The organism is Paraburkholderia graminis C4D1M, from assembly GCF_000172415.1.
GTDB lineage: Bacteria > Pseudomonadota > Gammaproteobacteria > Burkholderiales > Burkholderiaceae > Paraburkholderia > Paraburkholderia graminis.
In genome coordinates this window covers 1-21,316 of record NZ_ABLD01000044.1, presented here as the reverse complement: position 1 = coordinate 21,316, position 21,316 = coordinate 1, and the positions used below count along the sequence as shown (strand labels likewise).

21 protein-coding genes are annotated in these 21,316 nt (G+C 62.8%); 11 read left to right on the top strand and 10 right to left on the bottom strand.

Translation table 11 applies throughout. From position 1 onward, the window contains the following. Positions 1-24: 24 nt before the first annotated feature. Both BGRAMDRAFT_RS31785 and BGRAMDRAFT_RS31780 read right to left on the bottom strand, forming a co-directional pair. Complete coding sequence (locus BGRAMDRAFT_RS31785) at positions 25-375, bottom strand: hypothetical protein (RefSeq protein WP_006053030.1); 351 nt, start codon at positions 373-375, stop codon at positions 25-27. 204 nt (positions 376-579) lie between these two features. After that, positions 580-1,167, bottom strand: coding sequence for an NUDIX domain-containing protein (locus BGRAMDRAFT_RS31780; protein WP_006053029.1), 588 nt, complete (start codon positions 1,165-1,167; stop codon positions 580-582). A gap of 128 nt (positions 1,168-1,295) precedes the next feature. Between BGRAMDRAFT_RS31780 and BGRAMDRAFT_RS31775 the strand changes: the two genes are divergently transcribed. The 3 genes from BGRAMDRAFT_RS31775 to BGRAMDRAFT_RS31765 all read left to right on the top strand — a co-directional run bounded on the left by BGRAMDRAFT_RS31775 (position 1,296) and on the right by BGRAMDRAFT_RS31765 (position 4,005). After that, positions 1,296-2,051 carry a DeoR/GlpR family DNA-binding transcription regulator gene (locus BGRAMDRAFT_RS31775; protein ID WP_006053028.1) on the top strand — a complete coding sequence of 252 codons (756 nt, stop codon included), beginning with the start codon at positions 1,296-1,298 and terminating at the stop codon, positions 2,049-2,051. Positions 2,052-2,184: 133 nt separating this feature from the next. Further along, complete coding sequence (locus BGRAMDRAFT_RS31770; protein WP_006053027.1) at positions 2,185-2,601, top strand: hypothetical protein; 417 nt, start codon at positions 2,185-2,187, stop codon at positions 2,599-2,601. A gap of 471 nt (positions 2,602-3,072) precedes the next feature. Next, entirely contained in the window at positions 3,073-4,005 is a 933-nt protein-coding gene (locus BGRAMDRAFT_RS31765; protein WP_006053026.1) for a peptidoglycan DD-metalloendopeptidase family protein, read from the top strand. A 30-nt stretch (positions 4,006-4,035) separates the two neighbouring features. Here BGRAMDRAFT_RS31765 and BGRAMDRAFT_RS31760 read toward each other — a convergent pair whose 3' ends face one another. After that, on the bottom strand, positions 4,036-4,854 hold the full coding sequence (locus BGRAMDRAFT_RS31760) for an alpha/beta fold hydrolase (protein WP_006053025.1): 819 nt from the start codon (positions 4,852-4,854) through the stop codon (positions 4,036-4,038). 399 nt (positions 4,855-5,253) lie between these two features. Further along, entirely contained in the window at positions 5,254-5,652 is a 399-nt protein-coding gene (locus BGRAMDRAFT_RS31755; protein ID WP_006053024.1) for a hypothetical protein, read from the bottom strand. A gap of 324 nt (positions 5,653-5,976) precedes the next feature. Between BGRAMDRAFT_RS31755 and BGRAMDRAFT_RS31750 the strand changes: the two genes are divergently transcribed. The 3 genes from BGRAMDRAFT_RS31750 to BGRAMDRAFT_RS31740 are packed head-to-tail and all read left to right on the top strand — an operon-like array spanning position 5,977 to position 9,997. Continuing rightward, positions 5,977-6,432, top strand: a complete 456-nt coding sequence (locus tag BGRAMDRAFT_RS31750) for a (2Fe-2S)-binding protein (RefSeq protein ID WP_006053023.1) — start codon at positions 5,977-5,979, stop codon at positions 6,430-6,432. Between the two features lies 1 nt (position 6,433). Beyond that, positions 6,434-8,686: a xanthine dehydrogenase family protein molybdopterin-binding subunit gene (locus BGRAMDRAFT_RS31745; protein WP_006053022.1), complete on the top strand. Its 2,253-nt coding sequence runs from the start codon at positions 6,434-6,436 to the stop codon at positions 8,684-8,686. Positions 8,687-8,698: 12 nt separating this feature from the next. Further along, positions 8,699-9,997, top strand: a complete 1,299-nt coding sequence (locus tag BGRAMDRAFT_RS31740; RefSeq protein WP_006053021.1) for a cytochrome c — start codon at positions 8,699-8,701, stop codon at positions 9,995-9,997. Positions 9,998-10,086: 89 nt separating this feature from the next. On the opposite strand, the gene BGRAMDRAFT_RS31735 is transcribed toward BGRAMDRAFT_RS31740, so the two are convergent. The 3 genes from BGRAMDRAFT_RS31735 to BGRAMDRAFT_RS31725 are packed head-to-tail and all read right to left on the bottom strand — an operon-like array spanning position 10,087 to position 12,358. Further along, positions 10,087-10,743, bottom strand: a complete 657-nt coding sequence (locus tag BGRAMDRAFT_RS31735) for an amino acid ABC transporter permease (protein WP_006053020.1) — start codon at positions 10,741-10,743, stop codon at positions 10,087-10,089. A gap of 2 nt (positions 10,744-10,745) precedes the next feature. Beyond that, positions 10,746-11,492, bottom strand: coding sequence for an amino acid ABC transporter permease (locus BGRAMDRAFT_RS31730; RefSeq protein ID WP_006053019.1), 747 nt, complete (start codon positions 11,490-11,492; stop codon positions 10,746-10,748). Positions 11,493-11,533: 41 nt separating this feature from the next. Then, positions 11,534-12,358: a transporter substrate-binding domain-containing protein gene (locus tag BGRAMDRAFT_RS31725; protein WP_006053018.1), complete on the bottom strand. Its 825-nt coding sequence runs from the start codon at positions 12,356-12,358 to the stop codon at positions 11,534-11,536. 332 nt (positions 12,359-12,690) lie between these two features. On the opposite strand from BGRAMDRAFT_RS31725, the gene BGRAMDRAFT_RS31720 reads away from it, so the two are divergent. Next, a complete protein-coding gene (locus BGRAMDRAFT_RS31720) occupies positions 12,691-13,584 on the top strand; it encodes a LysR substrate-binding domain-containing protein (RefSeq protein ID WP_029968760.1) in 894 nt (297 codons plus the stop codon). A 29-nt stretch (positions 13,585-13,613) separates the two neighbouring features. On the opposite strand, the gene BGRAMDRAFT_RS31715 is transcribed toward BGRAMDRAFT_RS31720, so the two are convergent. Beyond that, positions 13,614-14,696 carry a calcium:cation antiporter gene (locus BGRAMDRAFT_RS31715; RefSeq protein ID WP_006053016.1) on the bottom strand — a complete coding sequence of 361 codons (1,083 nt, stop codon included), beginning with the start codon at positions 14,694-14,696 and terminating at the stop codon, positions 13,614-13,616. A 202-nt stretch (positions 14,697-14,898) separates the two neighbouring features. Then, entirely contained in the window at positions 14,899-15,261 is a 363-nt protein-coding gene (locus BGRAMDRAFT_RS31710) for a BON domain-containing protein (protein ID WP_006053015.1), read from the bottom strand. A 426-nt stretch (positions 15,262-15,687) separates the two neighbouring features. Here BGRAMDRAFT_RS31710 and BGRAMDRAFT_RS31705 point away from each other — a divergent pair, with 426 nt between their 5' ends. Both BGRAMDRAFT_RS31705 and BGRAMDRAFT_RS31700 read left to right on the top strand, forming a co-directional pair. Further along, positions 15,688-16,335: a DNA-3-methyladenine glycosylase gene (locus tag BGRAMDRAFT_RS31705; RefSeq protein ID WP_044022034.1), complete on the top strand. Its 648-nt coding sequence runs from the start codon at positions 15,688-15,690 to the stop codon at positions 16,333-16,335. Positions 16,336-16,607: 272 nt separating this feature from the next. Continuing rightward, a complete protein-coding gene (locus BGRAMDRAFT_RS31700) occupies positions 16,608-16,952 on the top strand; it encodes a DUF4148 domain-containing protein (RefSeq protein WP_006053013.1) in 345 nt (114 codons plus the stop codon). Positions 16,953-17,268: 316 nt separating this feature from the next. Here the strand turns inward: BGRAMDRAFT_RS31700 and BGRAMDRAFT_RS31695 are convergent, their stop codons facing one another. Continuing rightward, positions 17,269-17,709, bottom strand: a complete 441-nt coding sequence (locus BGRAMDRAFT_RS31695) for a CBS domain-containing protein (RefSeq protein WP_006053012.1) — start codon at positions 17,707-17,709, stop codon at positions 17,269-17,271. Positions 17,710-18,043: 334 nt separating this feature from the next. Here BGRAMDRAFT_RS31695 and ribA point away from each other — a divergent pair, with 334 nt between their 5' ends. Further along, on the top strand, positions 18,044-18,694 hold the full coding sequence (ribA, locus tag BGRAMDRAFT_RS31690; RefSeq protein ID WP_006053011.1) for a GTP cyclohydrolase II: 651 nt from the start codon (positions 18,044-18,046) through the stop codon (positions 18,692-18,694). Between the two features lie 221 nt (positions 18,695-18,915). Further along, positions 18,916-20,190 (top strand): tyrosine-type recombinase/integrase, encoded by a 1,275-nt coding sequence (locus BGRAMDRAFT_RS31685; protein ID WP_006053010.1) that lies wholly within the window; start codon positions 18,916-18,918, stop codon positions 20,188-20,190. Positions 20,191-21,316: the final 1,126 nt, after the last annotated feature.

Here is a 21,316-nt window from a genome sequence, read left to right as displayed (position 1 = left end):
TCATGCCGGGTGCCTGAACTGCGTTCAATTCATCAAAACGTTTTGAACCAGAATGCCGACCATCACGCCGGCGGGAATACCAAAGCTTCTGCCGCGAAGCGTCGCGCTCAAGTCTTCGTCGAGAATGAAACTGCAGCGGCGCTCGCGCCAGACGGTTTTATACAGAAGCGGCTTGGTGCCGGCGACGAGCACTGGAATGACCGCTGTTGCAATCACTTGCTGGATCGCATGCAGCTTCGCCATGAGAGGCACAAATTCGCCGCTGACGCAGAGCACGACCATGATCGCGGTAGCGACGACAGCGCCAAAGAAAAAACCGCCCATGAAGCGGTTGGCCGATGTAAGAGAATCCACGTTGAGCCTCGACTTCTTCATCGCCCGGAATGCAGGTTGACGAAGCAAAAATATTCTGAAGGGAAGGGTTCCGTTTGAGTTTTCCGGCGGGAGCGTGGCGCGCCGCCGGTCAACGTCAAAGCAACGTAAGAATATTTTTTTTGCGTTCCTCAACCTATCGTCCGTTTCCTAATCGGGCTTGGGAAAATTCCTAAAGCGAGTGTGGCGCGACGTGACCCGACGCGATCAAGCGTCGAACAGGTTCAGCTGTGCGTACTGCAACAGCATGATCGTCTTGCCGTCGACGATCTCGCCGCGCTCGACCATCGCAAGCGCCTGTCCGATCGGCAATTCCAGCACCTCGATATCTTCGCCTTCGTGTTCGAGACCGCCGCCTGCGCCGACCCGCGCGAGCGCATCGTATTCGGCGACGAAAAAATGCAGTTTCTCCGTGACCGAACCGGGGCTCATGAAGGCTTCGAACACTTTGCGCACTTCATGGACGCGATAACCGGTTTCTTCCTCGACTTCGGCCCGAATCCGCTCCTCGGGGGAAGCGGACTCGAGCAGACCGGCGGGTGTCTCGATCAACATGCCGTGATGACCGTTGACGAACGCTGGCAAGCGGAACTGCCGCGTCAGCACGACCATGCGCCGGCGCGGTTCGTACAGAAGCAGCGTCGCGCCGTTGCCGCGGTCGTAGGTTTCGCGGCTTTGGCGCTGCCAGGAACCGTCGGCGCGGCGATAGTCGAAGGTGGTCTTTTTCAGCACATACCAGTCGTCGGAGAGCACTTTCACGTCCACGATTCGTACTCGTTCCCCGGTTTCATTCATGGCTCGTACCTTTAATTGGTTGGTGGTGGTTAGGCCGACACGCGAATCATGGTATCGTGCAGTATCGTGCAAAAACAAGAAATTTCGTGCAAAGGACGGATCGTGCGATCCGTCTGCCGGAGACGACCGTGCTTACATCGCAGAGAAAACAGTTGATCCTCGAGGCGCTCAGGCGCGACGGGCAGGTCGTCGCCAAGACGCTTAGCGCCGAGTTCGACGTGTCCGAGGACACCATCCGCCGCGATCTGCGCGAACTCGCGGCGGAAGGGCAGCTCCAGCGCGTGCACGGCGGCGCTTTGCCGGCGTCGCCGGCAGCGGTGGATCTCGCCGGGCGCGAGCGGATCGAATCGGCGTCGAAGGCGGCCATTGGCCGCGCCGCGGCGGGCATGATCGCGCCGGGGCAGATTGCGTTCGTCGACGGCGGCACGACGGCGGTTCAGCTCGCGCGACACCTTCCGCGTGAGTTGCGTGCGACGATCGTCACGCATAGCCCGAGCATCGCCGTCGAACTCGCCGGGCATGCGCAACTGGAAGTGGTGATGATCGGAGGCCGGCTTTTCCGGCATTCAATGGTCAATGTCGGCGCGGCCGCCATCGAAGCGCTCAGCCACATCCGCGCCGATATGTATTTCATGGGCGTGACCGGGGTGCATCCGCAAGCCGGCCTCAGCACCGGCGACATCGAGGAAGCGTACGTGAAGCGCGCGCTCGCGGAGCACGCGGCGGAGACGGTGGTGCTCGCATCGGCGGAAAAGCTCAATGCGGCGTCGGCGTACCGGATCGCGGACGTATCGGCGGCGAGCACGATCGTGGTGGAACGCGGCACGGCCGAGACGCTTACCGCGCCTTTCGAGGCGCTGGGCGTGACGGTTGTGCGCGCGTAGAGGTTGGCCGCTGCAATCGCATCGGCACGCGCCCTGAACTCCCGCCCGTCGAGCCGCTCAAACGGATCGCGCAGCAGGCCCGCATGCGCCTGTTCTTCCGCCGTCTCAGCCTGGCTTCTTCCACGGAGATTTCATGAGCAATCGCGCGACGCAGATCCTTCCTCATCATCGCTATGTTCATTCGCTCGGTGCGCCGCTTGCCTGCGTGCAAGGCACGATCACGAAGGTGTTCGCGAGCCCGGACAACCACCACGGCGCAAATCATCAGCACCTGATCGTGAAGATCGACAAGGTGTTGAAGTTCGAAGGCGGCACGCAGAATCTCGTCGGCACCAAGGTGTTCATTGCGGTGCGCTTCGGCGATAACGAAGGGCTTGCCGAGGAAATCCCCGGACTCCAAGCCGGCCAGCCCATCGAGGCGCAGGGCGAATACATCCCCGAGGCAAGCGCCTATCCCACCGACGACAACTCCAACCCTGTACTGCCCGTGCTCCACTTCACTCATCATCCCGTGGGCTACGTGTCATACGCGGGGCATTACTACAGCTAGCGGCTCGCCGCGCGTTCCGCGCAAGCTCCATCGCGTTTTTTGAACCGGCAATTCAAGTTCTCGCGCCAGCGTGCCGTTAAGCAGATGGCGTCGATGGCGCTGCCCATGCGGCCCGGTTTTGCCGCGTGGTTGTGCGCACAACGAGACACGCAGACGCTGTTGGTAACGTTTGTATCAGACTGTGTGGCGCACGCGTTTTCTGTTAATCGCACTTTACAATCCGGCTGGAAATTTAATCGTAGTCTGGCCGTCCGCGGAAAAGTGGCTGTGTAAGCGCCTGAATCCGCCGTCGCCCGCGCGAAGATTCGACGTACGGAGCGATGCAACGAACAAGGCCAGCCGGCAATACAACGGTGAGGGTGCCAGCACGCTCGCCAGGCCGCGATGCGAACGGCGGCGCGTCAGCGCGACGCGCGCGTGCAGGCGGCAAGGCGGCGTCCGGCCCGCCTACAGAACAAGCAGGAGCCGAACATGATGGGAAAGGGTTTCGACAGGGCAGTGATGGCAGGCATCGCCGGCGCCTGGCTCGCGCTCGCGATGAGCGGTTGCGCCGGCGTCGGGCAGCCGGGCGCGCAGACCGGTGCAGCAGCCGCTTCGGGTGTGTCCGCGGCAGGCGCGGCGAATCTGCAAGGCACGGCGGGAACGTCCGCGTCGGCGAGTGCGGCCGCTTCGGGCGACACGCCTCTGGCTGCGCCCCTCAAAAAGGCGCCGCCGCTCGTTTATCGGGTGAAGCGCGGCGACACGCTCGCGCGCATCGCGCAGAGCCATCATTGCAGCGTCAAGCAGTTGCAGGCATGGAACGGCCTGAAGGCGTCGTCGCGATTGAAGAATGGTCAGGTGCTGCGCGTTGCATCGCCGGAAACCGTGCTGGCGGTTAATGCGGCTAATGCGGCTGCGGCAAAAGCTGCGGCGGCGTCGAGTGCGTCTGGCGCGCAGGCGTCGGCGCCATCGGCAGCTATCGCGCAGCCTTCGCCCGGTCCCAGCGCCGCCGAAGCCCGCGAAGTCGCGCAACAAAGCATGCGTCATGCAAACGGCTTGTCGTTAGCATGGCCCGCGGGCGGCCGGGTCGTCGAAGCCTTCCAGCCGGGCGAGACGCGCGGCATCGAGATTGGCGGCAAGCCGGGCGATCCGGTTCGCGCGGCCGCCGACGGCAAGGTCATGTATGCCGGCACGGGCCTGAACAGCTACGGCAGTCTGATCATCGTGCAGCACAACAAGGACTTCCTGACCGCGTACTCGCATAACCGCAAACTGCTGGTCAAAACCGGCGAGATCGTTCGACAGGGCCAGCAGATCGCCGAGATGGGCGACGAAAACAACTCGCGCGTGTCGGTCGGTTTCGAGTTGCGCCGCGACGGCAAACCGGTCGATCCGATGCCGTATCTGCCGCAAGGACGCGGCTAAACGCAGCGCGCGGCTGTGCTGTGGGTGGCCTCAGTCGAGCCACCGCAGCGCCGCCGCGACGATCGCCTCGGGCGCGTCTTCCTGCATCAAATGGCCCGCGCGCGGCACCGCCTGAAAGCGCGCGTGAGGAATCAGCGCGGCCAGACGCCGGCCGCGCTCGAGCGGAATCCACTGGTCCTCTTCGCCCCATAGAATCTGCGTCGGACAACGCATTTGCGGATAGTGCGATTCGACTTCATCGGTATAGCGCTGATCCATTTGCGCGATCTGCCGGTAGAACGCGGCTTGTCCCGTCGCGCCGAGCCACGGCGTGACGTACGGCGCGAGTTCTTCATCCGTGATGTCGCGTGCAATCGCGCCGCGCACATAGGCGTTCACCACGGCTTCATGAATATACGGCGGCAATCCGGCGAACGCATCGCCGTGACGGCGCACATGCTGCACGAACGGCGAGCCCCACGGCGCCAGCGCGACCGGATCGATCAGCGTCAGGCTGCGATAGTCGCAACCGTCGATAAGATGCGCGCGCAACGAAGTCGCTCCGCCGAAGTCATGCGCGATCACATCCGGGTTCTTCAATTGCCAATGCGCGAGCAACGCGGCGAGCAAGGCGTTCTGGACGCCAAGCGACACGTCCTGGCCGTCACGCATCTCCGACTGACCGTAGCCGAGCAGATCGTAATAGTGGACCGTGCGAATCTGCGCCAGATGCGGCGCGATGCGATGCCACACGTACGATGAGAACGGCGTGCCGTGCACGAGTACGAGCGGTGGCCCGGTGCCCGTCACATTGAAGCGCACGGTTTGGTCGCGGAACGTGTACGTCTCGGGAAGCGGCCAGTCGGTCATGGCGGTGATCGGTGGTGACGAGGTCCGCGTACCTTAACAGGGCTTGTGATTGGCTGCAGGGCGCACCAAGGACAATCGAACGCCCAGTCACCTCCCGCAAAAGCTCACCATTGATTTGTTCAGCAAAACCAGGCAATTCAGCCGATGCCATGCTTCGGCGCGCTCACGCCGCATGCTCATGCGAACACACAGCCTCGATGATCCTTACGAATCGCGCACGAATCACCTTCAAATACAGCGATTTTCCACACGTACGTTGAAGAAAGCCTGGTAATCCTCTATACAGCAACCAAGGTCGCGCCTAAACCGCGACGCCTCATCGCCGCAAATTCCGCAGACTCACCCACATTTAACGGTGAGGAAATCCGGGAGCCCAAACGCAGCGCGCTCCACTCAGGCCTACTTCGTCTGCGCCCCGCGCAACACCTGCGAGACCTGGCCATGCAGATGGAGGATGCCCGGATCGGCCTGCAGCAGCGGCAGATAACGCGGCAGAAAACTGTTGTTCGGCTGATCGGCGGAAAAGAGACCGGTGACGGCTTCGACCGCGGCGAGGCGGTCGGCGGCATCGGCTTCCTTGTCGTCGAGTATTTCGTCCACGTTCGCAATGATGGTGGACAGCGGCGTCAGCCAGCGAAACCCGGAACCGTTGATCAGCACCTGCAGAAAAGCCGCCGGCGTGACCGGGCCGAATTCTTTTTCATAGGCCGCGCGTTCGTGATCGAGTATCGCCTTATGCAGCGCGAGCAGCGGCTTGCGGATGTCCGAGAGGAATTGGGTGCATTGCGGGTCGTTCATGATGCGTCTCCTTCGGATAGTCAGATAGTCAGTGCAGTCGCGTCATGCTAGCAAAATTGCGGGCGACGAACCGCCTTCGGCGCCTTCGCAACGGCGCATGCCGGGGTGCAGGCGAATTTCTTAATGCACGGCTACAATCGCCGGACCCTCACAGCACACTCGCGCAATGCCTGGTCCGAAGTCGTGCGGCGACGCATTGGCGACGCCGCGCATCGGCATTGCGCATTAGTCCGGGCTCTCGAATAAACGCGGCAAGTCGTTGCGTTTTGATCGGCGTCCCGTTCTAAACAGGCTGATAAAACATAACTCGACAAGGAACCGCTCATGACAACGTTCAATATCAACGGCGAAACGCATACCGTCGATGCGCCGCCTGACATGCCTCTGTTGTGGGTCTTGCGCGATCTCGTCGGCCTGACCGGGACGAAGTTCGGCTGCGGCATCGCTCAATGCGGCGCGTGCACGGTTCATCTCGACGGCGTGGCGGTGCGTTCGTGCGTGTTGCCCGCGGCGGCTGTCGGCGACAAGAAGATCACGACGATCGAAGCGGTCGGCAACACGCCGGCCGGCCAGAAAGTGCAGCAGGCATGGCGTCAACTGGACGTCGTGCAATGCGGTTATTGCCAGTCGGGACAGGTGATGTCGGCGGCCTCGCTGATCGCAAGCAATCCCAATCCGAGCGATGCGGACATCGACGCCGCGATGGCCGGCAACATCTGCCGCTGCGGCACTTACAACCGCATTCGCGCGGCGATCAAGCACGCGGCGAAGGGAGTCTGACATGTCCCAGGGATTGCTCGATGCATACAAAGGCGCGAAGCGCCCGCAAGCCGAAGCCGATGAAGCGCGCGGCGTGTCGCGCCGCACGTTCCTCAAGTTCGGCATGAGCGTCGGCGCGGCGGCGGGCGGCGGTCTGCTGCTCGGCTTCAGTCTGCCGGCCGTCAGTCAGGATCAGAAGAGCGGCAAGTCGGTGATCGGCGGCGACGCAAACGAAGCGCCGCAGAACGGCGTGTTCGCACCGAACGCGTTCATCCAGATCGACACGGCAGGCAAGGTCACGCTGGTGATTCCAAAGGTCGAGATGGGCCAGGGCGTGTACACGTCGATTCCGATGCTGATTGCAGAAGAACTCGAAGTGCCGCTCGACACGGTCACGCTCGACCACGCGCCGCCGGACGAAAAGCTTTTCACCGACCCGCTGCTCGGCGGCCAGCTCACCGGCGGTTCGACGTCGATCCGCTATGCATGGGAGCCGATGCGCCGCGCCGGCGCGGCCGCGCGCACGCTGCTCGTGAGCGCGGCCGCGCAGCAATGGCAGGTCGACGCCGCGAGCTGTCATGCGCAGGCCGGCCAGGTCATCCACGCGGCGAGCAATCGCAGCATCGGCTATGGTCAACTGGTCGAGGCGGCTGCCAAACTGCCCGCGCCGCAGAACGTGCCGCTGAAGAACCCGAAAGACTTCAAGATCATCGGCACGGCGGTCAAGCGGCTCGATTCGCCGGAGAAAGTGGACGGCACCGCGATGTTCGGCCTCGACGTGCGCGTGCCCGACATGGTCTACGCGGCCATCGCGAACTGTCCGGTGTTCGGCGGCACGCTGGCGAGCGTCGACGATACCAACGCGAAGAAGATTCCCGGCGTGCGTCAGGTGGTGAAGATCGACAACGCGGTGGCCGTGATCGGCGATCACACGTGGGCCGCCAAACGCGGGCTGCAGGCGCTCGACATCAAGTGGAACGAAGGCGCGGACGCGAAGCTGTCGATGAAGCAGATCGTCGACGATCTGGCCAACGCGTCGCAACGCAATGGCGCGGTCGCGCGCAAGGACGGCGACGTGGTGCACGCGTTTTCGAACGCGAAGACGCGTGTCGATGCGATCTACCAGCAGCCGTTTCTCGCGCACGCGACGATGGAGCCGATCAATTGCACGGTCCATGTGCGCGCGGACAGTTGCGAGGTCTGGCTTGGCTCGCAGGTGCCGACGCGCGTGCGCGACGCGGCGATGGCCGTCACCGGCTTGCCCGCCGACAAGATCATCGTGCATAACCATCTGATCGGCGGCGGCTTCGGGCGGCGGCTCGAATTCGACATGGTCACGCAGGCAGTGAAGATCGCGAAGCAGGTGTCGACGCCCGTGAAGGTGCTGTGGACGCGCGAAGAAGACATTCAGCACGACATGTACCGCCCGTATTACTACGACAAGATCTCCGCCGGTCTCGACGCGAACGGCAAGCCGCTCGCGTGGCAGCACCGCATCGTTGGCTCGTCGATCCTCGCGCGTTTCGCGCCGCCCGCGTTCAAGAACGGGCTCGACCCCGACGCGGTCGAGGTCGCGTCGGACCTGCCGTACGACTTGCCGAACCAGCTCGTCGACTACGTGCGCCAGGAGCCGCACGCTATTCCCACCGCGTTCTGGCGCGGCGTCGGTCCCACCCGCAGCACGTTCGTGGTGGAGAGTTTCATCGACGAACTCGCGGCCGAGGCGAAGGTCGATCCCGTCAAATACCGGCGCGATCTGCTCGGCAAGACGCCGCGCGCGCTGAACGTGCTCAACGTCGCGGCGCAGGCGGCCGACTGGGGCAGCGCGGTGCCGAAGGGGCAAGGGCGCGGCGTGTCGGTCATGCATGCGTTCGGCAGCTACTTTGCGATCATCGTCGATGTCGCCGTGGAGCAGGGCGAGGTGGCGGTCAAGCGCGTGGTTTGCGCGGTCGATTGCGGCATGGTCGTCAATCCGAACACGGTGGAGGCGCAGGTGCAGGGCGGCATCATCTTCGGCATTACGGGCGCGCTCTACAGCGAGATCACGATCAAGGACGGCCGCGTGCAGCAGAACAACTTCACCGACTACCGGATGCTGCGTATCGATCAGACGCCGCCTATCGACGTGCATATCGTGAAGAGCAGCGAGGCGCCCGGCGGCATCGGCGAGCCTGGCACGGCGGCGCTCGCGCCGGCGCTGACCAACGCGATCTTCGCGGCCACCGGCAAGCGGCTGCGGCATTTGCCGGTCGGCAGCCAGTTGCAAACCGCTTAACGGGAGCCCGACATGAAAAGCATACTCAAGGGTTTCGGCGCGGCGCTGAGCGTGGCGCTGCCGTTGCTGATGCAGGCATCGGCGGCAGCAGCGGCAACATCATCCGCTTTCGATCCCGCGCTCGTGCAGCGCGGCGCTTATCTCGCGAAGGCCGGCGACTGCGCCGCCTGCCACACGGCGCCGAAGGGCAAGCCGTTCGCGGGCGGCCTGCCGATGAACACGCCGATGGGTCAGATCTACACGACCAACATCACGCCGGACTCGCAAACCGGCATCGGCGGCTATACGGAACAGGACTTTGCGCGGGCGATGCGCGAAGGCGTCGCGAAAGACGGGCACAACCTGTATCCGGCGATGCCGTATCCGTCGTATGCCAAGGTCAACGACGACGACATGAAGGCGCTGTACGCGTACTTCATGAGCGGTGTTGCGCCAGTGCAGCAGGCGAATCGCGAGGCCGACATCGCATGGCCGATGAACATGCGCTGGCCGTTGAAGCTCTGGAACATGGTGTTCCTCGAGAAAGGCGTGTATCAGAACAAGCCGGGCAAGGACGTCGCATGGAATCGCGGCGCGTATCTGATCCAGGGCCTCGGCCACTGCGGCTCGTGTCACACGCCGCGCGGCATCGCGTTCCAGGAGAAGGCGCTCGACGAAAGCGGCAGCGCGTTTCTTACCGGCAGCCTCCTCGACGGCTGGTTCGCGACCAACCTGACCGGCGAGCATAACGTCGGCCTGGGACGCTGGAACGATCAGGACTTGCAGGCGTTCCTGAAGACCGGCGCGAATCGTCACGCCACGGCGTTCGGCTCGATGACGAGCGTGATCAACAACAGCACGCAGGCGTTGAACGATACCGACATCGCGGCGATGACGACGTATCTGAAATCGCTGCCGCCGGCGGGCGGCAACGGCGCGCCGCCTTACACGTACGATCCGCAGGCGACGAAGGTGTCGCTGAACCGTCCCGCGAACGACGCAGGTGCGCGCGTCTACACCGCGTATTGCATGCATTGTCACGGCGTCGACGGACGCGGTTTCGCGCCGATGCTCGCGCCGCTGGCGGGCAATCCGAACGTGCTGGAGAAGGACGCGTCGTCGCTCATTAACGTGACGCTGAACGGCACCGAAGACCTCGTGATCGGCGGCATTCCCGCGCCGTATCCGATGCCGAAGTACGCGCCGGTGCTGACCGACCAGCAGATCGCCGACGTGCTGACGTTCGTGCGCGCCGGCTGGAACAACGGCGCGCCGGCCGTGACCGCAGCCGATGTGACGAAGCTGCGCAAGTCGACTCAAGCGGCCCGCTAGCAGTAGTTACTCAAACCGGCCGAGCATGAAAAAAGCGTCAACCGTCTTTCGGCGGTTGACGCTTTTTGTTGTCGCTTGCAAAGGCACGGCTAACGGTGTTGCCCAACCTTGTTGCGCTTTTCGAGCACACGCGCATACCACGTCAACGGAAAACACATCGCGAAGTAGATCATGGCCACCATGCCGTAGATTGGGAACGGCCGGAACGCCGCGTTCGTGATCATCGTGCCGGTCTTCGTCAATTCCGTGAAGCCGATGATCGACGCAAGCGCCGTGCTCTTGACCACCTGCACGAGAAAACCGACCGTCGGCGCGACCGCGATTTTGAGCGCTTGCGGCCAGACGATATAGCGCAATTGCTGCGCGAACGTCATGCCGAGACTCGCGCCCGCGGCCCATTGACCGCGCGGCACCGCTTCCACGCAGCCACGCCAGATGTCGACCAGATACGCGCTCGTGTACAGCGTCAACGTGACGGTCGCCGCGACCCACGGCGACACGTCCACGCCCACCAGCGGCAAGCCGAAGAACGCGAGAAACAGTTGCATCAGCAGCGGCGTGCCCTGGAACACTTCCACATACAGCACGACGATGCGGCGCAGCCAGGCGATCGGCGACACGCGCATCGCGAGCAGGATCAATCCGAAGACGCCGCCGCCGACGAAAGCGATCAGCGAGAGCAGCACGGTCCAGCGCGCGGCGAGCAGCAGGTTACGGGCGATGTCCCACAGCGTGAATTCGACCATGATCAGTGCTCCGTCGGCACAGTGCGGGCGGCGCGCCACATCAGGCGGCTGCGCCAGGCGCGAGGCGCGCTGTCCGAGCCGCGCGCCTGGCGCCCCGCGAACAGACCGCGTCCGAACCGGTTGATGATTTGCCGCAGCACGATTGACAGCAGCAGATACGTCGCGGTGATGATCAGGTAGCTCTCGAACGAGCGGAAGTTGCGCGACTGGACAAAGTTGGCCGCGTACGTGAGGTCCGGCACGGAGATTTGCGACACGACCGCTGAGCCGAGCATCACGATCAGCACCTGGCTCAGCAGCGCGGGGAACACATTGGCGAGCGCCTGCGGCAGCACGATATAGCGAAACACCTGGCGTCCATGCAGGCCGAGCGCCTGCGCCGCCTGTACCTGGCCGCGCGAGATCGAATCGATGCCCGCGCGCACGATCTCGATCGCATAGGCGCCGAGGTTCACTGTCATCGCCAGAATCGCGGCCTGCATTTCGTCGATATGAATGCCGAGCGTCGGCAGGCCGAAGAACACAAAGAACAGTTGCACGATGAACGGCGTGTTGCGGATCAGTTCGACGTAGCTCGCCACGACCCAGCGCGCCCACTTCGGCCCGGCCACCGCGACGCTCGCGCCGGCGATGCCGACGAGCGCGCCGAGCAACGTCGAGATCGCGGTCAGCCCCAGGGTGACCGCGACGCCGCGCGCGAGCATGCCCGCATAAAGGCCGAAGCCGCTGAAATCGAACGCATAGGTCATGGCGTGGCGCTCATCGTGAGGTCAAACTCCGGGCGGTAAATTCAGAGATCGGCGGGCAGCGGCGTGCGCAGCCATTTCTGCGAGATCGCGTTCATGGTGCCGTCGCTGCGAGCCTTGGCGATGGTTTCGTCGACTTTCTGCTTCAGACGCGGCTCGTTCTTGTTCAAACCGACGTGATCCGGCGAGCTGAACAACGAAAACTTCTGCTCGGGATCGTTCGCGGGATGACGCGCGAGAATCGTGGCGCCGACGTCGTTGCCGACCACCATCAACTGTACCTGACCAGAAATAAACGCCGAAATTGCTCCGTTGGGATCGTCGAAACGTTTGATGTTCGCGCTAGGCGGCGCGATTTTCGTCACGCTCAGGTCTTCCAGCGTGCCGCGCGCGACCGAAATCGACTTGCCGGCGAGGTCGGCGGCGTTCTTCACGGGCAGCGCTTTCGGGCCGAACACGGCGAGGTAGTACGGCGCGTAGGGCTTCGAGAAGTCGATCACCTTCTCGCGTTCCGGCGTCTGGCCGACCGACAGCAGCATGTCGGTCTTGTGGTCCGCGAGATAGGCCATGCGGTTGTCGCCCGTCACCTGCACGAGTTCGACCTTGGCGTTAAGCGCCCGGCCGATCAGATGGGCGACGTCGATGTCGTAGCCCATCGGCTTCATGTCCGGACCGATTGAGCCGAACGGCGGATAGTCCATGAACACGCCGATGCGCACCGTGCCCGTCTTCGCGATGTTGTCGAGCGCATCGGCATGCGCGGCGGGCGAGAACGCGCTGAGCGCGCCCGCGGCGGTGAACGCGAGGGCCGCGGCGAGCGTGGCGAACGCGCGGCGGGCGGTCGATTGAACGGGCTGGTGCTGGTTCATGGTGTGTCCTCTGTCGAAAAACGCTTATTGGAGTGAGATGGATGAGGTGGAAGGATGAAGTGGACTCTAGGTTTGCCAAAATCCCTCAACAAACGAAATATGCGCATGGAGGCCATGACGTAAGCTCATGCTCGCCGCATCGCCCGCCGGCTGTTGCGCGGCGACGCGCGCGGCGCGATGAATCGTTGGACGTATGAGCGCAGTGCATGCAGCCAGGGTCCGCCGCAACTCGTGGCGCGACGCGCGATCGCGTATCCTGTGGGGTTGGAAGGCGTGTCCCGACAGCAGTTCGCCGCGCCGCCTCAATGACTTTTTCTGATCCCGATATGTCGATGCGACGTCTTCCGCCGCTCAACGCGCTGCAAATTTTCGAAACCGTCGCGCGCCATCGCAGCTTCACGCGCGCGGCCGATCATCTGTGTCTCACGCAGGGCGCGGTGAGCCGGCAGATCATCGCGCTCGAGGACTACTACAAGTTTCCGCTGTTCAAGCGTCACGCGAAGGGCCTCACGCTCACCGCCGAAGGCGAGTTGCTGCTGCCCGCAGTCAAGGAGAGCTTCGCGCGTATCGAGGAGATTTCGCTGCGGCTCACGCGGCAGCGCACCGATCTCGCGCTGAAGGTGCCGACCTGCGTGATGCGCTGGATGCTGCCGAAGATCATGCGCTTTCAGACCGAGTATCCCGACCTGCATGTGCAGATCACCACGACGTGGCAGCACGACGTCGACTTCCAGCTCGAACCGTTCGACGCGGCGATTATTTACGGATCGTCGCCGGGTGCGGACGTGCAATCCGTGCCGCTCTTCGAGGAGCGTCTAACGCCGGTGTGCGCGCCCGATCTGCTGAAGGACAAGCCGCTGGCATCGGTCGCGGATCTCGCGCGCCATACGCTGCTGCATCCGACGCGCGATCATCGCGACTGGAAGATGTGGCTTGCGCGGGTCGCCGAAGCTGACCCGGCCGACGCGCGCGCGATCGACGCAGAGCACGGCCCGAGCTTCGACACGCTCGACATGGCGACCAACGCGGCGTTGCAAGGCTTCGGCGTGGCGATCAGCGACCTCGCGCTGATCGACGAAGATGTAGCCGCGCGGCGTCTCGTGCGGCCGTTCGATACGGTGCTGAAGACCGGCTGGCGCTACTACTTCGTCTATCCGGATTCAGTCGCGCATCAGCACAAGCTGAGTCTGTTTCGCGACTGGATCGCGGCGCATTGGGAAGAGTAGGCGAGGGCGCCGTCGCGCGACGGCGTGTGTCAGGGCGCGAACGATAAAAACAGGTAGGCGGCGAACAGCGACAGATGCACGGCGCCTTGCAGGATCGTCGTGCGGCCGGTGCTGATCGTCAGCGTGCTGACCAGCAGCGTGAGCACCAACAATACCGTTTCCTTGCCGTTGATGCCGAGCACGAGCGGTTGCCCCGTCGTCAGAAACACGGCGGCCACCGTCGGAATCGTCAAGCCGATGCTGGCGAGCGCCGAGCCGAGCGCGAGATTCAGGCTGTTCTGCAAGCGGTCGGCGCGCGCCGCGCGCACCGCGGCGAGGCCTTCGGGCAGCAGCACCAGCGCGGCGATCACGATGCCGACCACCGCCGCCGGCGCGCCCGCGTTTTCAACGGCCGTCTCGACAACCGGCGACAGCACTTTGGCGAGCAGCACGACGGCGACGAGGCACACCAGCAGCAAGCCGCCGCTCGTCAGCGCGAGCCGTGCGCCAGGCGGCGCGGCATGCACGTCTTCGTCGGACACGTCGGCGAGAAAATAGTCGCGATGCCGGACCGTCTGCACGAACACGAACACGCCGTACAACACCAGCGACGACACGCCCGCAAACGCCAGTTGCGACGACGACAGCATGGGGCCGACGTTGGTCGTCGTGTAGTTGGGCATGACGAGCGTCAGCACCGATAGCGACGCGAGCACCGCGAGAGCCGCAGCCGCGCCGCGAATCTGAAAATCCTGCTCGCGATGGCGAATGCCGCCCACCAGCAGGCACATCCCGACGATTCCGTTGCATACGATCATGACGGCGGCGAACACCGTATCGCGCGCAAGGCCCGCTTTCTCGGGACCGGCTGTCAGCATGACCGACACGATCAGCGCGACTTCGATCACGGTCACCGCGATCGCGAGCACCAGCGTGCCGAAGGGTTCGCCGACCTGATGCGCGACCACTTCCGCGTGATGCACGGCCGCGAATACCGCCGCGCATAGCGCGATGCCCACCAGCGCGAGCAGCAGCCCGTTGCCCGGCAACGCGTAGGACGCGCCGAGCACGATCCACGCGACGAACGGCACGGCCAGAGTCCAGCGGGGCAAGACGGTTGCGGACATGGTCATTGGCTGGTTGGTCTGTGACTTCGGTGATTTCTGTGAATTCTGTGAATTCTGTGACTGTTCCCGGCCCGCGGAACAGCATGCGATTCTAAAAACGCGGGCGATGCAATCGAGGCTTCAGGTCTGGCGGATGCCAACGTCCTTGCAACCGGACGTGGGCATCCGTCCATGCGACTGCCGGCGCGATCACGCGCCGGCCCGAGCTTTACTGCCCGACCGGCCGAACCGTCAGTGCGTTCTTGACCGACGTCACGCCTGCCACGCCTTGCGCCGCTTGCGTGGCGAGGTCGACTTGCGACTGGTCCGGCACCGTGCCGGCCAGCGTCACAGCGCCGCCGCGTGCACGGACGTTGATGTTCGCGACGCTGACGCCCTTGGTCTTGGCGAGCGCGCTGCGCACCTTGCGCCCGAGCGCGCGGTTGGCGGCCTTGGCCTGCTTGCCGGTTGTCGCCGATGATGCCGCCGCTGCCGGTGCGGCCGCCGCGTCGCTGCTTTGCGCGGATGCGTTGAGCGATGCCAGTACGATCAGCGCGCCGCCGACCATCTTCATTGCCGTGGATGCTTTCATGCGAATTTCTCCTTGTCGTGAATAATTCGTCCCCTTGCGGGAACGTGTGCTGGACTACGGTAAAGCGCAATGGAACGGAAAGGACGTTGCTGCGGGTCTTGCGGATGCTTCAGGTTGACAGAGACTGCTGGATGCTGCGGATGCGGCCGAAGCGCGCGGCCGGCGAGGCGCACTGCGGGCCGAAAGACACGATACTCCAATTGGTTCCAGAATGAGGCTGCCGCTGCCTGGAAGTGAGGCGTCGCTACAACGCTCGCGACGATGGGTCGCGATGTATGACTGCATAGTCTGGCGCTCTGAGATGGTGCGTGCGCCCCGGCGCTTGCGCAAGATGCGCGAATCGGGGCATAAATGAACGCACCCACCGATGCACCGACCGACGCAAAACTCGACGCCAAAACCGACGCAAAAACAAAGGCCCAATGCATGCGCAAACCGTCGCTTCCCATCATCCCCTTGTCGCGTGACGATTTGCCCGTCGGCGCGACACAACTCGCGCGCTTTATGATCGGCAAGTATCTCGTTCACGACGTGCCTGAGGGGCGCATGAGCGGTCGCATCGTCGAGACGGAGGCGTATCCGGTGGGCGATTCGACGAGCCATGCGTTTATCGGACGGCGTCCGCACAACGGCTCGATGTTCCTCGCGCCCGGCTATGCGTACGTCCGGCTCACCTATGGTCTCTCGTACATGCTCAACATGTCCGCCGAAGCGGAGGACGTAGGCGCCGGCATTCTGATCCGCGCGGTCGAGCCGCTCGAAGGTCTGCCGCTGATGGAAGCGCGCCGCCCCGGCGTGCCGCTGCGCGATCTCGCGCGGGGACCGGGCCGGCTGACTGTGGCGCTCGGCATCGGTCAGTCGTTCGACGGCCGCGATTTGTGCACCGGCCGCGATTTGTGGATCGGCGTCATCGAGACAGGCGACGTGCCGGTCGGCGTGACGACGCGCATTGGCCTGTCGCGCGAGATGCATCGGCCGTTGCGCTTTTTCGAGCCCGGCAGCGCGTTCGTGAGCGGACCGCGCAAGCTGCTGGTTGCGCCGCACGCGGACCTCGGCGACGGTCCGCAAATCTGACCGCGTGCAAAGCCGTTGCGGCAAGGTCTGCACGTCGGCGCGCTTGTTCCAAAGCGAAGGCTACACGCGGCTACGCGCTGCCCAATTATTACGCGGTCGATGCGCGGGGCATTGCTATCGCCGGAAACTTCGCCGCACTTTTTCAGTGACGACAATTATGTATCTCACAAATAGGTGTTTTCCCTTGGTGAATCGATGACTAGACTGGAATCACTCGCTTCCACATGGTGTGGCAAGCGCGGCAAATAAAACCAGGTCTGGAGGTAATAATCATGAAATCGCTTATCAAGGCAGTCGCCATTGCAGCCGTTCTCGCCGCTCCGGTCGCGTCGTTCGCGCAGTCGAGCCAGCAACCGGTCACGCGCGCCGAAGTGCGCAACGAACTGATTCAGTTGGAGCGCGCGGGTTACAACCCGTCGGTCAGCAACGACCCGTACTATCCGGCCGACATCCAGGCCGCGGAACGCCGCGTGCAGGAGCAAAACCCGGCAGTCGCGCAAACGCAGTTGCCGGTCGCGGACACGAGCGGCTATGGCGGCACGACGAGCGGCTCGTCGCAATCGGGCGGCGTGCGTGAGTCGATGACCGGCGCGAAGTCGGTGTATTTCGGCAATTAAGTTGGGAAGTTGAGTTCGTAGCTGGTTTGCGCTGGTGGCAGTAGAAATGTCATCTGCGATCGCAGCGAGCGCGCCGCGATAAAAGCGGCGCGCCGCAGCTGGCGATGCGGATCTCAGTTCGCACAGCACGCATACGTGAGCGCACTTTGGCGCTTGCAGAAGCAGGCGCTAGACACACGATCCCTATAGGCCCTGGTTCAAATGGGCTGACCAGAATCGAGGAACCTCCGCTGCCGCAAGGTAGCTTCGCCCAACCGTTCAGCGATTGGGCTTTTTTTGCGGCTAAAACCGGCGGGTAGGCAAGAGGCGTGGCCCGTCAGGGACGCTCGCCGTGGATGTAGAACTCGAGCTGCTGGATAGTGAACTGCTGCTCGGCGATGATGTTCTTCACGAGGTCGCCAATCGACACCATGCCGATGAGCCTGTCGTTTTCGATCACCGGCAAGTGGCGCATGCGCCGCTCGGTCATGAGCGCCATGCAGTCGTCGGTGGTTTGATCCGGGCGCACGAAGCGCACCGCCTTGCTCATGATCTCGCGTACCGGCGTGGCCTTCGACGACCTGTCCATCAGCACGACCTTGCGCGCGTAGTCGCGCTCGGTGATGATTCCCGCGATGCTGTCGCCGTCCGTCACGACCAGTGCGCCGATGCCTTTGTCAGCCATCAGCCTGATCGCTTCATAGACGGAGTCGTCGGCTCCGATCGTATAGACGGTCGTGTTTGGTTTGGTTTTTAGCAGCTGTGCAACGGTTGTCATGGAGCGGCTCCCTTTCGCAGTGCAGCAGTGCAGCACGCCGGCGCGGCGGGCTGTCGGTGACAGGCGATTCCAGTATAGGCGCGACGCGCCAGCGAGTGTGTCCGGGAATACCTGGAGCGCGCAACGCACACAATTCATGTAGCGCGCGGTTTTGCGCGCTTTGCGATCGCGTGAAGCGTATTGCGCGTTGCGTCTCGCGCTTGCGCTCTGGTGGTGCAAGAACCGTGCGCCATGCATGGGCATCCGGGTGCGGTGCGCCGATTAGCGGTAAACTCCTGTCCGTACCTTATCCCCGGTTTCATCGGGTTCATGTCCAGCACCACTGTCTAACGCCATGCTCACGTCTCACGATCCGTCGCCTGCGGCAGACGGCGCAATCAACGGCGAATGCGTCGTTCTCGACGCCACCGCCACGCTTCCCACGCGCTACGGCACGTTCACCTCTTATGTGTTTCGCGTGGTCGACAGCGGCGCCGAACATCTTGCGCTCGTGATGGGCGACGTCGCGAACAAGTCGTCGGTGCTGACCCGTTTGCACTCCGAATGCCTGACGGGCGACGTGCTCGGCTCATATCGCTGCGATTGCGGCGAGCAACTCGATCTCGCGCTGCGCTATATCGCCGCCGAAGGCTGCGGCGTGCTGCTGTATCTGCGCGGCCACGAAGGCCGCGGCATTGGCCTCTCGAACAAGATTCGCGCTTATGCGCTGCAGGAGCAGGGGCGCGACACGGTCGAGGCCAATCTCGACCTTGGCCTACCGGACGACTCACGCGAATACGATTCGGCGGCGGGCATTTTGCGCACGCTGAAAGTCACCTCGGTCCGGCTGATGAGCAACAATCCCGAGAAGTTCGACACGCTGTCCAAGCACGGCATTCCGGTGTGCGAACGCGTCGCGCTCGCGATTCCGATGCGCGAGGAAAACGAGCGCTATATCCGCACGAAGCAGTTGAAGTTTGGGCATTACTTCGACGAGAACGAATAGAGACAATTTGATATCTGTCCGCAGTCGGCCAAGGTGAGCCAAAGTAGTCCGTAACTGATTGAAAATAAAATAAAAATTATCCGCATCGAGGACTCTAGCCGGGTCACCTACACTTGTCTCCGCATGTCTACACTTGCGACGCTGGCGTAGGTTTTTTCGGCGTTGCCACGAAAACCTACGCCGGATATTCTTCCTTCAGAAAAACCTACGCCGAGGGAAGAATGCGCTTCGATGCACGCGCCGCGGCCAGACTGCCGAGCGGCGATCACATGACCTTCGATGGATTTCCCGGACTGCGCTTGCAGGCGTCTACGAGCCGGAAATCGTGGACGTACCGCTACAAGTCACCGGTCGATAGCCGCATGCGGCAAGTCAAGCTCCGTGAATGGCCAGCAATGTCGTTTGCCGGAGCCATCGCTGCGTGGGAGAAGAGCCGCGTCGAGAGAGATTCGGGCGCCGAGCTTTCGGCACTGCGCCGAATGACGCAGGCAGAGGCTACTCGTCCATCACCGGACAATTACACCGTCAGACAGTTGTGCCGCGACTATCTGGAAGGGTATGTAGAAGTCAACCGGAAGACCAAAGGTGCAGTCGAGGTCGCACGTATATTCAAAGCGATGTTAGGGCCTATCGCGGATCGGGCTGCGACTACCATTACGCGCGCCGAGGCTTTCGATCTGCTCGAATCATATCGGTCCACTCCCGTGCTCGCAGCCCGCCTTCGCATGGAATTGGGCTGTGCCTGGCACTACGCGCTCGATGCCGGTCGTCTTCCTGAAAACACCGCTAACTGGTGGAAGGTAGTTCTAAGAGGGCGATTGAAGAGCAAAGGGCGCAAGGTCGAGGGCCAATATACTGGAACACAGAAAAGGGTACTCTCGGTAGAGGAACTCGGCACATTGATTCGATGGCTTCCGAACTTCAGCCTGACCGTCGCTGACGCATTGACGCTCTACCTCTGGACTGGCACGAGAGGGGGCGAGATTGTCGCTATGGAGAGCACCGAGATCGCGGACGAAAGCGATGGTCTTTGGTGGACGATCCCCAAACAGAAGACAAAGGGGCTTCATAACGAAAGAGCAACGGATCTGCGTGTGCCGCTCGTGGGCCGCGCCGAAGTGGTTGTGCGGCGACGACTCGATCAGGCCAAGGGAACTGTCTTGTTTCCTTCGTCGCGTGGGAAGGCGATGGAGCAGACCGTGGTGCAGCACGGCGTCTACTATCATCAGCCGTACTGCAAAATCGCACCCAACCATGATCGCCCGCGATTGCCTGTGACGCATTGGTCAGCCCACGATCTTCGACGCACTACGCGCACACTTCTTGCCACACTTGGTTGTCCGAACGAAATCGCCGAGGCCGTGCTTGGCCATGCCCAGTCGGGAATCATCGGTATCTATAACCGGCATAACTACGACAGAGAGCGACGCGAGTGGCTCACGAAACTGTCACATCGGCTGGAAGAAATTGCGGCGACATATTCTGCAAAGAGGTAACCTTCGCCGCCGCCTGACTCCCTCGTTCCTCAGCAGGTGGTTCACGCTCGGCATCGTCACATTTCCGCCCGCCTTCACCGTCGTATCGACGAGCGTGTGTCGTGCCCGGAAACGGTAGTGGGGGCTGCCGCCCGTGGTGAGCGCGCTACCGACGTTCTGCGTAGTCGTCGTGTACCCCCTGTTCAGGCCGTCACAGCGCTTTGCATTCTGCGGAAGCTGATCGGTCAGCAGTTGCATCGCAGAAAGAGTCATCAATCTTCTGTGAGATTGTCCTGAAGTACGGGGAAAATGCACTTCCCGCGTCGCTGCATCGGCGGACAGTTAAGATCCGAGCGGAGCGTTGCCTCCGGGACCCGGGATGGCGAAGAACATCGAAACAGCCAATATCTAGCCCTCTTAACGTTACAAGGGACGCTGATACTTTATCGGGACAAGGGCTGCGACTCGCTGAACCTTCGTTCACCGTAACCGGTACCAATCGATGCATCGTGCATGTCCCGTCGACCGCATCGACGGATATTCCCCGCCATGTCCCTCCGGGGGGCGACGAATAGAACGGTTGCCTTCGCATTTGCATGTCTCCCGACGGTTGCGGCGCCTTTAGAATTCGACCTCTACGCGCGTCGTCGCCCTTGCGACTGCGGGCCCCGGACAGGTAACCCTTAACACGGAGGCTGCACCTTTCAGTCTGATCGCCTGTTCGTCGAGCAAATGCGCTGCAGCACTGGAGCAGCCCCACGGGGTCATTTTTACATCGGCGCTAACACGAATGCCGCTCACACAACTAATTTCGTCACTAGTCGTCAACTAACTTTGTGACTACGACGCGCGGGTGGTCGTCGCTTGTGCACGACGCTCAGCCGACCTCTTGGTTGCGGCGTGTCCGCTTCACTCAAGAAACAGTGAGGGGCCTTCGCAGTCGATAAACAGTTAACTAGCGGCCACGCTTGCGGGCCATCGGGCTCGCGTTGATCACTCGCGCCAAGGCAGGGTAGGGCAGCGGGACACTGCTGTCATGACGGGGCATCCTCGCGGAGCGCCCCAGTCCCGCTACAGCGTCGGTGACTGTCGGCGCGCACGCCTGCATGTCGAGCGTTTCCGGAGCGGGGGTTCTCGGGGGGGGGGG

Excerpts from the sequence above, each read along its gene's own strand:
- BGRAMDRAFT_RS31785 (WP_006053030.1), bottom strand. The coding sequence starts at position 375 with ATGAAGAAGTCGAGGCTCAACGTGGATTCTCTTACATCGGCCAACCGC.
- BGRAMDRAFT_RS31780 (WP_006053029.1), bottom strand. The coding sequence starts at position 1,167 with ATGAATGAAACCGGGGAACGAGTACGAATCGTGGACGTGAAAGTGCTC.
- BGRAMDRAFT_RS31770 (WP_006053027.1), top strand. The coding sequence starts at position 2,185 with ATGAGCAATCGCGCGACGCAGATCCTTCCTCATCATCGCTATGTTCAT.
- BGRAMDRAFT_RS31765 (WP_006053026.1), top strand. The coding sequence starts at position 3,073 with ATGATGGGAAAGGGTTTCGACAGGGCAGTGATGGCAGGCATCGCCGGC.
- BGRAMDRAFT_RS31760 (WP_006053025.1), bottom strand. The coding sequence starts at position 4,854 with ATGACCGACTGGCCGCTTCCCGAGACGTACACGTTCCGCGACCAAACC.
- BGRAMDRAFT_RS31755 (WP_006053024.1), bottom strand. The coding sequence starts at position 5,652 with ATGAACGACCCGCAATGCACCCAATTCCTCTCGGACATCCGCAAGCCG.
- BGRAMDRAFT_RS31750 (WP_006053023.1), top strand. The coding sequence starts at position 5,977 with ATGACAACGTTCAATATCAACGGCGAAACGCATACCGTCGATGCGCCG.
- BGRAMDRAFT_RS31745 (WP_006053022.1), top strand. The coding sequence starts at position 6,434 with ATGTCCCAGGGATTGCTCGATGCATACAAAGGCGCGAAGCGCCCGCAA.
- BGRAMDRAFT_RS31740 (WP_006053021.1), top strand. The coding sequence starts at position 8,699 with ATGAAAAGCATACTCAAGGGTTTCGGCGCGGCGCTGAGCGTGGCGCTG.
- BGRAMDRAFT_RS31735 (WP_006053020.1), bottom strand. The coding sequence starts at position 10,743 with ATGGTCGAATTCACGCTGTGGGACATCGCCCGTAACCTGCTGCTCGCC.
- BGRAMDRAFT_RS31730 (WP_006053019.1), bottom strand. The coding sequence starts at position 11,492 with ATGACCTATGCGTTCGATTTCAGCGGCTTCGGCCTTTATGCGGGCATG.
- BGRAMDRAFT_RS31725 (WP_006053018.1), bottom strand. The coding sequence starts at position 12,358 with ATGAACCAGCACCAGCCCGTTCAATCGACCGCCCGCCGCGCGTTCGCC.
- BGRAMDRAFT_RS31720 (WP_029968760.1), top strand. The coding sequence starts at position 12,691 with ATGCGACGTCTTCCGCCGCTCAACGCGCTGCAAATTTTCGAAACCGTC.
- BGRAMDRAFT_RS31715 (WP_006053016.1), bottom strand. The coding sequence starts at position 14,696 with ATGACCATGTCCGCAACCGTCTTGCCCCGCTGGACTCTGGCCGTGCCG.
- BGRAMDRAFT_RS31710 (WP_006053015.1), bottom strand. The coding sequence starts at position 15,261 with ATGAAAGCATCCACGGCAATGAAGATGGTCGGCGGCGCGCTGATCGTA.
- BGRAMDRAFT_RS31705 (WP_044022034.1), top strand. The coding sequence starts at position 15,688 with ATGCGCAAACCGTCGCTTCCCATCATCCCCTTGTCGCGTGACGATTTG.
- BGRAMDRAFT_RS31700 (WP_006053013.1), top strand. The coding sequence starts at position 16,608 with ATGAAATCGCTTATCAAGGCAGTCGCCATTGCAGCCGTTCTCGCCGCT.
- BGRAMDRAFT_RS31695 (WP_006053012.1), bottom strand. The coding sequence starts at position 17,709 with ATGACAACCGTTGCACAGCTGCTAAAAACCAAACCAAACACGACCGTC.
- ribA (WP_006053011.1), top strand. The coding sequence starts at position 18,044 with ATGCTCACGTCTCACGATCCGTCGCCTGCGGCAGACGGCGCAATCAAC.
- BGRAMDRAFT_RS31685 (WP_006053010.1), top strand. The coding sequence starts at position 18,916 with ATGCGCTTCGATGCACGCGCCGCGGCCAGACTGCCGAGCGGCGATCAC.